The sequence below is a fragment of the Protofrankia sp. Cas3 genome (assembly GCF_963555955.1).
Classification (GTDB): Bacteria; Actinomycetota; Actinomycetes; order Frankiales; family Frankiaceae; genus Protofrankia.
Genome location: NZ_CAUVXP010000159.1, coordinates 1 through 13,795, shown reverse-complemented (window position 1 = coordinate 13,795; position 13,795 = coordinate 1). Strand labels below are relative to the sequence as shown.

Genomic DNA, 13,795 nt, shown 5'->3' with positions numbered 1-13,795 from the left:
GCGCTGCCGGCTGAACTCCACGAACAGCGTAGGGGTGGCCATCAGGGCCGCGCCGCACGCCAGCGCCAGCGAACACTCCCCGGCCAGCAGGGCACGGATGGCCAGGTGCACCGCGACCAGCGACGACGAACACGCCGTATCCACCGTCAACGCCGGCCCTTCAAACCCGAACGAATACGCGATACGACCGGAGATCACGCTCGCCGAGCCGCCAGTAAGCAGGTATCCCTCGTAATCGGCCCGAGACCGCGCGATCAGTTCGGCATAGTCCTGCCCGTTGGCTCCGACATAGACACCGGTCCGACTGCCCCGCAGCAAGCGCGGATCGATCTCGGCCCGCTCCAACGCCTCCCACGACGTCTCCAGCAACAACCGCTGCTGGGGGTCCAGCCCTAGTGCCTCACGCGGCGAAATACCGAAGAAGCCGGCGTCGAAGAGGTCGACCCCTTGGATGAATCCGCCGTGGCGGGTGTACGAGGTGCCGACGCGGGCCGGATCGGGGTCGTAGAGGCTGTCCAGGTCCCAGCCACGGTTGGTGGGGAACTCGCTGATGGCGTCCGCGCCGGAGGCAACCAGGTCCCACAGCTCCTGCGGTGACGCCACCCCACCGGGGAAACGGCAGGCCATCCCCACGATCGCGATCGGATCGTCGGCAAGGACCGCCGCCGGCGCCACCGGACGATCAACATCGACCCAGGCAGGGTCGACGGCGCCCAGCAGCTCGGCCAGTAGGTGCGCGCTGACGGCGGCCGGCGTCGGATAGTCGAACGTCAACGTGGCCGGCAGTCGCAGGCCGACCTCGGCGCCAAGCCGGTTACGCAGCTCGACGGCGGTCAGCGAGTCGAACCCCATGTCCTTGAAGGCCAGCCCCGGGTCGATCGCATCGGGCGAGCCGTGGCCCAGCACCTCCGCGACCTGGGCGCGCACGACGGCCATGATGGCGTTCTCCCGCTCCCGCTCGGGCATCCGCACCAACCGCCGACGCAAGGCGTCGACGCTGCCCTCGCCGTCGCCGGCGTCAGCCTGGACGGTCCGGCGTGCGGACGGCACGCGGACGAGGCTGCGCAGGATCGCCGGCACCGCGGTCCGGTCGCGGCGTTCCCCAAGCGCCAGCCGGGCCGGGACGACCCTCGAAGTGCCCAGGCGCATGGCGGCATCGAACAGGGCCAGGCCGTCATCCTCCGACAACGGGACGACGCCCGCCCTGGCCGCGCGCCGGCGGTCGGCGTCACCCAACGCTGCGGTCATGCCGTCCGCCTGCTCCCAGAAACCCCAGGCCATAGACGTGGCCGGCAGGCCGGCCGCGGCGCGGTAGGACGCCAGCGCGTCCAGGTAGGCGTTGGCAGCGGCGTAGCTGGCCTGGCCTGCGGACCCGAAGGTCGCCGCCACGGACGAGAACAGGACGAAGGCGGTCACCTGTACCCCGGTGTCCCTGCTCAGAGCGGTCGTGAGCTCGTGCAGGTTCCACGCCGCCGTCGTCTTGGGACGCAGGACCGTGTCGATCCGGTCTGGTGTCAGGGCGTCCAGGACCCCGTCGTCGAGAACACCGGCCGCGTGCACCACCGCAAGCGATCGACCGGCAGTCACCGGCAGGGTCGCCAGCAGATTCGCCAGCGCAGCCCGGTCGGCGGCGTCGCACGCCTCGACGCGAACCGCCGCGCCCAGCGCGACCAGGTCGTCGCGGAGCCGCTCGGCGCCCGGAACGGCCATCCCGCGCCGGCTGAGCAGCACCAGATCACGCACACCGTGCTCGGTCGCCAGATGGCGCGCGATCCGCCCGCCCAGAGCACCGGTGCCGCCCGTGATGATGACCGTTCCGGCGGCGGACAACGGGCTTGTCACCTCGCCGCCGCCCCCGGACGCCCCCGGACGCGCCAGCCGCGGCACGAGCACGGCATCGCCCCGGATCGCCGCCCTGGGTTCGTCCGAGGCGAGCAGCCGGGTCAGTGCGGCGCCGTCGAGCGCCCCGGCGTCGAGGTCGACGAGGACGATCCGTCCGGGATGCTCGGCCTGGGCGGAAGCCAGCAGACCCCAGGCGGCGGCGTGCGGCAGGTCGGTCAGATCGTCGTCACCCTCGGCAGGCACGGCCCCCTGGGTCAGCACGACCAGCCGGGAGTCGGCGAACAGGTCATCCGTGGTCCATGCCCGCGCCAGGTCGAGCGCGGCGACAACCGCCTCACGGACATGGGACGGCCCCACGTCGCCGCTCGGCGGCAGTGGCGCCACAACCACGTCGGGAACGCCGCCGCGGACATCGTCGGATCGGACCACCGCGTCGTGGGCGGCGACCAGATCCGGGTGGAAGGCGGCGCCCAGGGCGTCCGCCACGGCCGGGGCGCAGGGGCCGGACCCGAGCACGGCCCAGCCCCCCGCCGGCGTCGCCGAATCGGTCAGCTCGGCCCGCACCCAGTCGACCTGGAACAACGCGTCGCGCACCGGATCATTCGCGGCGCGCAGCTGCTCGGGCGACACCGGCCGCAACACCAGCGAGTCGATCGTGGCGACCGGCCGACCGGCATGGTCGGCGACGTCGATGGACACCCGCTCCGCGCCCGTGCGGGACAGCCGCGCCCGGACCGCCGACGCGCCCGACGCGTACAGACGGATGCCGCTGAACGCGAACGGGAGGCGGGGCTGGTCGTCTTCGAACAGCTCGGTGAGGCCGATTGCGTGCAGCACCGCGTCGAGCAACGCCGGATGCAGACCGAACGTCTCCGCCTCGGCCCGCCGCGAGGCGGGCATCGCAACCTCGGCGAAGACGTCGTCGCCGGAGCGCCACACGGCGCGAAGGTTCTGGAACGCGGGGCCGTAGGAGTGATCGGCCTGGGCCAACCGTGCGTAGGCGCCGTCGACGTCCACCTCGGCGGCGCCCGGCGGCGGCCAGTCAACCAGTTCGCGGCCGCCGTCGCCCCCTGCGGCGGGCGACGCGGGCGCGAGCACACCGTCGACGTGCTGGGACCACGCTCCCTCGGCGTACTCGGCGCCATCACCGGCGTCGGCCGTCTGGAGGCGGGAGTAGACGCCGAAGGATCGGCGACCGTCTCGGCCGGACGCGCCGACGACGATCTGGACGTCCACCCCGCCCCGCTCAGGCAGCGTCAGCGGCGCCCGCAGGGTCAGCTCGTCGACGGCCGCCGACCCGACCTCGGCCGCGGCGTACGTCGCCAACTCGACGAACGCGGTACCCGGCAGCAGGACCGTGCCGAGGATCACATGGTCGGCCAGCCATGGCTGTGCGGCACGCGACAGGCGGCCGGTCAACACCAGCTCATCGCGGTCGGCGATCCGCACGGCGGCGCGCAGCAGCGGGTGCCTGGCGACGCCGAGGCCCGCGGAGGCGACGTCGGCCGCGCCGGACGCGGGCTCCAGCCAGTACCGGTCCCGCGCGAACGCGTAGGTCGGCAGGTCGACCCGGTGCCCGCCTGCCAGCAGAGGCCCAAGATCGGTCTTGACGCCGCGCGCGACCAGCCCGCCGAACGCGCTGACGGCGGCGACCGGCTCGGGTCGACCGGCGCGCAGCACGGGGATCGCCGCGACCTGGTCCGGCCGCTCGACGCAGTCAGTCACCATTGCGGACACGACGGCATCCGGGCCGACCTCGAGGAACGTCGTCACGCCCTCGGCCGCCAGCGTCCGTGTGCCGGCGGCGAACCGGACCGGTTCCCGCGCATGCGACACCCAGTACTCGGGATCGCTGATCCGCGCGGGGTCGGCGACCTGCCCGGTCACGTTCGAGACGATCGGTATGCGCGGCGCGCGGAACGTGACCGTCGCCAGCGTCTCGCGGAACGCGTCCAGCATCGGTTCCATCAACGCCGAGTGGAAAGCGTGGCTGACGGCGAGACGCTTGGTGGCCCGGCCCATCGCCGCGAACCGCGCCACCACGTCGAGCACGGCATCACGATCACCGGAGAGGACCACCGACGTCGGACCGTTGATCGCGCCGATTCCGACCGGCGAGCCGGCGCCGCGCTCCGCCAGCGCTTCGGCGACCTCGGCCTCACTCGCCTCGACGGCAGCCATGACGCCGCCCGCGGGAAGTTCGCTCATGAGCTGTCCGCGCCGCACGACAACCCGGGCGGCGTCCTGGAGCGACCAGAGTCCGGCGACGTGGACGGCGGCCAACTCGCCGATCGAATGACCCGCGACGAAGTCGGGTGTCACTCCCCAGGACTCCATCAGGCGGTACAGGGCGACCTCGATCGCGAACAGGGCCGGCTGCGCCGACGCGGTGTCGTCCAGCGCGTCAGCGGGGCCGGTGAACATCCGGTCCCGCAGGGACCCGGCCGAAGCCGCCCCGACCACCAGGGGATCGTCCATTTGCGGATCGAACGCCGCGCACACCTCGTCCAGCGCGCGGGCGAACACCGGGAAGGCCGCGGCCAGCTCCCGGCCCATGCCCACGCGCTGCGAACCCTGACCGGTGAACAGCACGGCCAACCGGCCCGGCGCCGCCCGCCCGCGTCCAGCGGACCGTTCGCCACGCGCGACGGCGGCGAGTCCGGCCGCCAGCTCCTCCCGATGCTTCCCGACGACGACCGCGCGATGCTCGAACAGCGTCCGGGTGAACGCCAGTGACCAGCCCACATCCAGCGCGCAGGGCACGTCCACCCGGTCGAGCCAGCTCACCAGCCGCGCGGCCTGCGCCGCCAGGCCCGCCTCGGACCTGGCTGACACCACCCAGGGCACGACACTGTCGTCGGCGACCGGGTCCGCCACGACCTCGACCGGCGCGTCGCTTGGCGCCTGCGCCGATGACGCCTCGGGCTCGGGTGCCTCCTCCAGGATCACGTGCGCGTTGGTCCCGCTGATCCCGAAGGACGACACCCCAGCCCGGCGAGCCCGGCCGTCCAGCCGGGGCCAGGAGCGCGCGGTGGTCAACAGTTCCACGGCGCCGGACCTCCACTCGATGCGGGGGTTCGGCTCGTCGGCGTGCAGGGTGCGCGGGAGTTCTCCAGCCTGCAGCGCCATCACGGTCTTGATCACTCCACCGACACCGGCGGCGGCCTGGGCGTGCCCGATGTTCGACTTCAGCGATCCCAGCCACAGCGGGCGTTCGGGCGCGCGGTCCTGGCCGTAGCTGGCCAATAACGCCTCGGCCTCGATCGAGTCGCCGAGCGGGGTGCCGGTCCCATGGGCCTCCACGGCGTCGATGTCGGCGGCCGCCAAGCCGGCGTCGGCGAGGGCGTCGCGGATCACTCGTTGCTGCGAGGGACCGTTCGGCGCAGTGAACCCGTTCGATGCCCCATCCTGGTTGGTCGCGCTTCCCGCCACGACCGCGAGGACGGGATGACCGTTGCGGCGCGCGTCCGACAGCCGCTCCAACAGGAGAATCCCGGCTCCCTCACCCCAGCCGGCGCCGTCGGCCGAGGCCGCGAACGACTTCGACCGGCCGTCAGCGGCAAGTCCGCGTTGCCGGCTGAACTCGATGAACGGTCCGGGGGTGGCCATGACGGTCACCCCACCCGCCAGCGCGAGCGAGCATTCCCCCGCTCGCAGCGCGCGCGCCGCCAGGTGCAGCGCCACCAGCGACGACGAACAGGCCGTGTCGACGGTGACCGCGGGACCCACCAGGCCCAGGGTGTAGGCGATTCGGCCGGACGCGACACTGCCGGAGCTGCCGTGCAGCAGGTAGCCCTCGAAGCCGGCGGGGACGGGCCGCAGTCGGGAACCGTAGTCGTTGTACATCAGCCCGGCGTAGACACCGACCGGCTGCTCCGCGACGGACCGCGGCAGGATCCCGGCGCGTTCGAAGGCCTCCCACGAGATTTCCAGCAGCAAGCGTTGTTGCACGTCGACGGCGAGCGCTTCGCGCGGGCTCATCCCGAAGAACGCCGGGTCGAACTCGTCGGCCTCAAGCAGGAACCCACCCTCGCGGACGTAGCTTTTACCCGGGCGGTCCGGGTCGGGGTCGTAGAGGTCCTCGTCCCAGCCGCGGGTGCGCGGGAAGGGAGTCACCGCGTCCTCGCCGGCTCTCACCAGCCGCCACAGATCCTCAGGGGACCGCACGCCGCCGGGATAGCGGCAGGCCATGCCGACGATCGCGATCGGCTCCCGACCACGGCGCTGGAGCTCCCGAAGGGCTTCGCGGGTCTGGTAGAGATCCGCCGTCACCCTCTTCAGGTAGGAAAGGATCTTCTTGTCGTCCGCCATCTGCGCGCCTCTCATGCGTTTCTCGGCCGCGGGTCAGTCAAGGTCGATGCCGAATTCCTTGCCGACGAACTCGAACAGCTCCTCGGGTGAGGAGGCTTCGAGCTGTTCGCGGACACCGCCATCGCCGGGGGCGTCGGCGCCGTTCGCATCCCACTGGGCCAGCAACTGCAGCAGCCGGGCCCTGGCCTGGTCCCGCTCGCTGGCATCGACGGCGCCCGCCGCCATCGCCGCCTCGAGCTGGTCGATCCTCGCCAACACCGAGACGTCCACGCCGCCGCCCGGGCCGGCCTGCGATCCGGCCGTCGACGCGGCGGCTGACTCGACCAGCCGGCCGCGAAGGTAGGTCGCCAGCGCCCGAGGTGTCGGGTAGTCGAAAACCAACGTCGCCGGCAGCCGGCGTCCGGTCGCCGCGTTGAGCCGGTTACGCAGGTCGACCGCGGTCAGCGAGTCGAAGCCAAGGTCGCTGAAGGCGCGTTCGTCGTCGACCGCGGACCGATCGGCACTGCCCAGCACGGTAGCGACGTTCACGCGGACCAGGTCGAGCAGGAGGCTGAGCTGCTCGACCTCGCTCATGGCCGCCAGCCGAGCCGGTAGGTCCGGCTCGGCGGCAGCCGCCACGGCGCCCGCGGCCCGCCGTCTGCGGGTGTCGACGAGGCCGCGCAGGACAGCGGGCAGCGCGTCACCCTGGGCCCGGAGCCGACGCAGGTGCAACCGCATCGGCAGCAGCCACGGCTCGGCCGGGTGCGCAGCCAGAGCCTCGTCGAACAGGGCCAGCGCCTCGTCCGTACCGAGGGCCGCAATTCCCGCGCGGGCCATCCGCTCGAAGTCGGCCTCGCCGAGACGCCCGGTTATCCCGGTCGCCTGTCCCCACAGGCCCCACGACAAGGTCACCGCGGGAAGACCGGACGCTCGCCGGTACACCGCAAGCGCGTCGAGGAACGCGTTGGCGGCGGCGTAGTTGCCCTGGCCCGCCCCGCCGAGCGCGGCTGCGGCCGACGAGAACGACACGAATGCCGCCAGGTTGTCCCGCCGCGTCAGCTCGTGGAGGTGCCAGGCCGCGTCGACCTTGGGTTTCAGCACGTCGCTCACCCGCTCGCCGGTCAGCGACGTGATCACGCCGTCGTCGGACAGGCCGGCCGCGTGCACGACGGCGGTCAGCGGACGCCCGGCGGGCACCGCGGCAAGCATGGCCGCCACCGCCTCCCGGTCGGCCATGTCGCAGGCTACGACGTCCACCTGGGCGCCCAAGCCGGCCAGCTCGTCGACGAGGTCGCCCACACCGGGGGCATCGAGCCCACGGCGGCTGGTGAGCAGCAGGTGGCGTACCCGCCACCGCCGAACCAGGTGGCGCGCGAGCAGGCCGCCGAGGACCCCGGTCCCGCCAGTGATCAGCACAGTTCCGTCCGGGTCCAGGCTGGGCGGCTCGCTCCCCTCGTGCCCGTCATCGGCGGACACCCGTTCCAGCCGGGGAACGAGCGGCGCGCCGTCGCGAACCGCTACCTGTGGCTCGCCGAGGCCGACGACCGCCGGCAGCGCGCGCCACGACTCATCCGCACCGTCGAGATCCACAAGAACGAACCGATCCGCGTTCTCGGTCTGGGCGGACCGAAGCAGGCCGAGCGCCGAGATCGGCGCCAGGTCCTGGGGCGAACCGGATCGTTCGACGCCGGCCCGAGTCGCGACGACAAGCCGCGACGCTTCGAAACGCTGGTCGGCCAGCCACCGCTGGGCGATGTCCAGCACCTGCCGGGCCGTGGCATGCGTGTCCGCGACGACGTCGCCGGTCAACGGCGGGTCGAATGGGAGGACGACGACAGGCGGAACGGGCGCGCCGCCGTCGACGGCCGCCGTGAGCGCCTGCAGGCTCGGGACGGTCTGGACGCCGCTGAGGGACGCCACGCCGTCGCCGATCATCACCCAGGAACTCGTGTCCGCGGGGCTAGGATCAGTCGACGCAGTTGACGCAGTCGCCGGGAGCGAAGCCCACGCGGAGGGTGTGACCCAGCGGATCCGGTACAGCCCCTCCGGACGTGCCGGGCGCCGAGCCTCGTTCGGCAGGTTGTCGGGCGCCGGTCGCCAGGCGAGCGAGTCGACGGTTGCGACCGGCGCCCCCGCGCTGTCCGCGGCGACGACGGACACCGCGCTGTCTCCCGCCGGACGGAAGCGGACCCGCAGCTGAGCCGCTCCGGACGCGTGCATGCTGACCCCCGACCAGGAGAACGGCAGCACCGGCCGCGCCCGGGCTTCACCGCCCTGGTCGGCGAGGTTCGGACCGGTGAGGCCGCGGATCCTGAGCAGCATGCCGTGCAGCGCCGCGTCGAGCAGGGCGGGGTGGGCGATGAAGGAGTCCGCCGCAGCCGCCGGCTCGTCGGGCAGGGCCACCTCGACGAAGACCTCGTCGTCACGTGTCCACAGCCGCCGCAGACCCTGGAAGGACGGACCGTAGCCATAGCCGCTCTCCTCGAGCAGGTCGTAGGCGTCGGCCACGTCGACCTCGGCGGCGCCGGCCGGCGGCCACTCCTTCAGGCCTTCCGGCGCCGGCCCGGCGGTCGGGACGAGGGCGCCGGTCGCGTGCCGCGTCCAGGGTTCGGATGGTTCGTCGGTCTCGCTGGCTACGGCCTCGCTCGAGACGGCAGTGTCCACGCGGGAGTAGACGGCGAACTCGCGGCGGCCCGACAGGTCAGGTCCGCCCACGACCACCTGCACCCGCACGCCGCCGTCGTGGGGGACGACCAGGGGCGCCGCCAACGTCAGCTCCTCGACCCGCGCGGCGCCGACCTGGTCACCGGCCACGACGGCGAACTCGACGAAAGCCGTGCCCGGCAGGATCGCCGTCTCGTCGACCGCGTGGTCGGCCAGCCACGGATGCGCCCGCCTGGACAGGGTGGCGGTCAGGACGATGCCGTCGCCGTCCGCCAGGTCGACGACGGCGGGCAGCAGGGGATGGCCGGTCGCTCGCAAACCGGCCGAGCCGATGTCCGCGGCCGCTGGCGCCGCCTCGCGGAACCGATAGGGCTGGCGGGCGAACGCGTAGGTCGGTAACGGCATGGTCCGCGCGCCCGTTCCGGCGAACAGGTTCGGCCAGGCGACCGACGCGCCCCGCACGTGAAGCTCGGCGACGTTGCGCAGGAACTGCTCCATGCCGCCGTCGTCGCGCCGCAGCGACCATGCCGTCGTCGCTGGGACGCCGACGTCCTCGATGGTCTCCCGAACCCCCGGGATGACGACCGGGTGGGGGCTGACCTCAACGAACATCGTGTGCCCGTCGGCCAACAGGGCGCGGACGGCCTCGTCGAGCCGGACGGTCTGGCGCAGGTTGCGGTACCAGTACTCCGCGTCGAGGGTGGCGGTGTCGATCAAACCACCGGTCACGGTGGAGTACATCGGGACGGAGCCGGCCTTCGGCGTCACCGGGGACAGCGTGTCAAGGAGCTCTGACCGGATCAGTTCAACGTGCGCCGAGTGCGAGGCGTAGTCGACGGGGATGCGGCGAGCCCTTACCCCCGCCCCGGTCAGTTCGGCGATCATCGCGTCCAGGGCTGCGTCGCCCCCGGACACCACCGTCGAGGCCGGTCCGTTCACCGCCGCGACCGCCAGGTCCGACCCCCAGTCGGCCAACCGCTCGCCGATCTGGGCGGCCGGTAGCGGGACTGACGCCATCCCTGCACCGCCGACCAGCGCGAGCAGGGCCTTGCTGCGCAGCGCCACCACCCGGGCGGCGTCGTCGAGCGACAGCCCGCCCGCGACACACGCGGCGGCGATCTCGCCCTGTGAGTGCCCGACCACAGCCGCCGGCCGCACGCCGAACGACCGCCACAGCCGCGCCAGCGACACCATCACCGCGAACAGCAGCGGCTGGACGACGTCCACCCGTTCGACGTCGGCGCCGGTGCCGCGCAGCGCGTCAAGCAGCGACCAGCCGGTCAGCGGGTCGAGCGCCCGCGCGCAGTCGGCCATCGACTCGGCGAACACGGGCGAGCCGTCGGCGAGGGCGAGCGCCATCCCCGGCCACTGGGCGCCCTGCCCTGGGAACACGAACACCACCCGGGGCGGGGACGCCGCGGCCACCCCGGTCACCACCTGCGGGGACGGCTCCCCGGCCGCGAGCGCGGCCAGACCGGAGGCCAGCTCGTCCGGGCCGCCGAGCACCACCGCACGGTGGGTGAAGGTGGATCGCGACGAGACGAGCGACCAGGCCACATCCAACGCGGCCGGGGAGCCGTCCCCGCGGCTGTCACCGACCTCGTCCTCGACGAGATGCGCCAGAAGGCGCCGCGCCTGGCCGGCGAGCGCCGCGTCGGTACGTGCCGACAGGACCCAGGGAACGATGTTCGCCGTGGACACCGAAACCGGCTCGGGTCGCGGCGCACTCTCCTGGGCCCGGGCTGGGGCCTCCTCCTGAGCCTCCTCGAGGATGACGTGCGCGTTGGTGCCGCTCGCGCCGAACGACGAGATGGCGGCGCGGCGCGGACGGCCGTCGCTGTCCCACGGCCGTGCCTCGGCGAGCAGGCTGACCGTTCCCGCCGACCAGTCGACGCGCGGGGTCGGTTCGTCCACGTGCAACGTGGCCGGCATGGTGGCGTGCCGCATCGCCATGACCATCTTGACCACACCGCCGACACCGGCGGCGGCTTGGGAGTGCCCGATGTTGGACTTCAGCGACCCGAGCCACAGCGGCCGGTCCGCCGGCCGGTCCTTGCCGTAGGTCGCGAGCAGCGCGGACGCCTCGATCGGATCTCCGAGGGCAGTGCCGGTGCCGTGTGCCTCGACCACGTCCACGTCCGCCGCGCCCAGCCCGGCGGCAGCGAGCGCCTGACGGATGACCTTCCGTTGAGAGGTGCCGTTCGGGGCGGTCAGGCCGTTGGAAGCGCCGTCCTGGTTGACCGCGCTGGCCCGAACGACCGCGAGCACCCGATGTCCGTTGCGCCTCGCGTCGGACAGCCGCTCGACCAGCAGCATCCCCACGCCTTCGGCCCAGCCGGTCCCGTCCGCGCCCGCGGCGAACGCCCTGCAACGGCCGTCGGTGGACAGCCCCCGCAGCCGGCTGAACTCGATGAAGGCGCTCGGCGTGGTCATCACGACCACGCCGCCGACGAGCGCCATGTCGCACTCGCCGGCCCGCAGCGCCCGGGCGCCGAGATGCAGAGCCACCAGGGACGACGAACAGGCGGTGTCGATGGTGACGGCCGGCCCCTCGAACCCGAAGGTGTACGACAGGCGGCCCGACATCACGCTGGCCGCGTTGCCCGTCATGAGGTAGCCGTCGAAGTCCTCGGGGCGGCCCGGCAACAGGTCCGGGTAGTCCTGCCCGCTGGAACCGACGAAGACGCCGGTGCGGCTGCCGCGCAGCGCCGTCGGGTCGATGCCGGCGTGCTCGATGGCCTCCCAGGACGTTTCGAGCAGAAGCCGCTGCTGCGGATCCATCGAGGCGGCCTCCCGGGGGGAGATGTCGAAGAAGTCCGCGTCGAACGCGAACACGTCCGCGAGGAAGCCCCCTCGGCGCGTGTAGCTCTTGCCCGGGGCGGCCGGGTCCGGGTCGTACAGCTCGTCGAGATCCCAGTCCCGGTCGGCGGGGAACTCGCTGGTCGCGTCGGTCCCGGACGCGACCAGACGCCACAGGTCGTCGGGTGACACGACCCCGCCGGGGTACCGGCAGGCCATGCCGACGACCGCGACTGGTTCGTCGACCGCCGCGGGGACAGCCCTCGCGCCGTCGCCCGCGGCGCCGTCCCCAATGTCGTCGGCCGCCCCGGTCGCGGTCTCGACGAGGCGGGTCGCGAGCGCGACCGGCGTCGGGTGGTCGAAGACGAGGGTTGGCGACAACGTCAGACCGGTCGCGGCCGTCAGGCGGTTGCGGATCTCGACCGCGGCCACCGAGTCGAAGCCGGCGTCCCGGAAGGTACGGTCGTCCCGCACGGCGGCGGCCGAGTCGTGCCCGAGGACGATCGCGACCTGCTCGCGTACCAGGTCGAGGGCCATCGCGATCCGCTCGTCGCCGTCCAGTTCCCAGAGCCGCGCCGCCCAGGCGCCGCCGGCCACGGGCGGCGATCCCGCGGTCGGGCGGTCGGTTCGCGCGTCGGGCAGGTCGGCGAGCACAGGGCGCGAGCGCGCCGCGGTATACGTCGGGACGAAACGTGGCCACTCGATGTCGGCGATGACCGAGAATGGCGCCCCACCGGCGACCGCCCGGCGCAGGCCGGCGAGTCCGAGGTCCGGATCAAGGCGGTTGATGCCCGGACCGTGGGTGGCGGCCTCGTCCCACGGCCCCCAGGCGATCGCGGTCGCCGCCAGGCCGCGTCCGTGCCGACGGGCAGCGAGGCTCGCCAGGTGGGCGTCCGCCATCGCCTGAGCGCTCTGGCCCAGCGAGCCGAGCACGCCCACAAGGGAGGAAAACAACACGAACGCCGTGGCCGGGCTGTCGATCAGCTCGTCGAGGTGGGAAGCTCCGCGCAGCACCGCCGTGAACGCGGTGTCGATGCCCGCGGCGTCGTTGCTCGCACCGTCGACGCCGACGAGGTGGATGACGGCGTCGAGCTGGTGCCCGTCCGCGGTGAGTCGGCGAACGACGTCGGCGAGGGCCGGCCGATCGGTTACATCACAGGCCAGCGCGGTCGCCCGCACAGCGACCCCGGCGAGCTCGTCGATGAGCGCGCCCGCGCCTGGGGCGTCAGGACCTCGGCGGCTGACGAGAGTGATCTCTTCGGCGCCGTTGGCGGCGGCCCACCGGGCCACCCGCATACCCAGCTCATCGGCGAAGCCGGTTATCAGCACGCTGCCGCTCGGCCTCCATCCGACGCCCGAAGCGCCGCTCGCCGCCGGGTCATCGGCCGGGGCCCGAACCAGCCGGCGAGCGAAGGCGGTCGGCTCGCGGACGGCCACCTCCTCCTCGCCGCCGGTCAGCGCGCGGACCAGCCGCCCGGCGACCGCCTCGGACGGTGCCTCCGGAACGTCGATCAGCCCGCCCCAGACGCCGGGCCGTTCCAGAGCCTGGACCCGGCCGAAGCCCCAGAGCATCGACTGATCCGGGCGTGGGGACCCTTGGGCGGGATCATCCGGATACATGGGGTCTGCGGGCGCGCCTCCTGTCGTCACACACCAGATCGGCGCGTCGATCTCCGCGACGTCGATCGCGTCGACCAAGGTCATGGTTTCGGCGACCGCCGACGGAAGGCTCGTCATGCCGGCGGCGATCCCCGACGGCCGCAGCGCCAGGAGCGAGACGACCGCGACCGTCGGTTCCTCGCTGACGGCGGCCCGCAGGTCCCCGGCGACAGTGTCGGGATGTAGCTCCAGCCGACGCACTCGCGCGCCGTGGGCTCGCAGCGCCGTGTCGACGGCATCCAGCCAGGGATCGGACGTCATTCCGCCCGGCACAACAAGGATCACCCGGCCGTCCAGGGCGCAGCGGGCGACGTCGGGGATCGGGCACCAGACAACCTGGTAGCGCCAGCCGTCCAGCGCCGCGTCCTCGTCGCGCCGGCGGCGCCATGACCCGAGCGTCGTCAGAGTCGTCTCGACCGCGTCCGCGTCGCCCACGCAGAGCTCGGCGGCCAGCCGCTCGGCATCGTTCGCCCGCACTGCCTGCCACAGGCCGGCCTCGGCGGAGTCGACGGAGGCGCAGCGGCCGCGGGGCTCGTCGGAC

Annotated in this window: 2 protein-coding genes; both read right to left on the bottom strand. The window is 73.1% G+C overall.

All coding sequences use genetic code 11. From position 1 onward, the window contains the following. Window positions 1–6,168, bottom strand: a 6,168-nt coding sequence (locus U9983_RS22575) for a type I polyketide synthase (protein ID WP_322755939.1), incomplete at its 3' end; no start/stop codon positions are given. A gap of 18 nt (window positions 6,169–6,186) precedes the next feature. Further along, the gene (locus tag U9983_RS22570; protein ID WP_322755940.1) at window positions 6,187–13,743 is read right to left on the bottom strand and encodes an SDR family NAD(P)-dependent oxidoreductase; all 7,557 of its coding nucleotides are present in this window, start codon (window positions 13,741–13,743) and stop codon (window positions 6,187–6,189) included. Window positions 13,744–13,795: the final 52 nt, after the last annotated feature.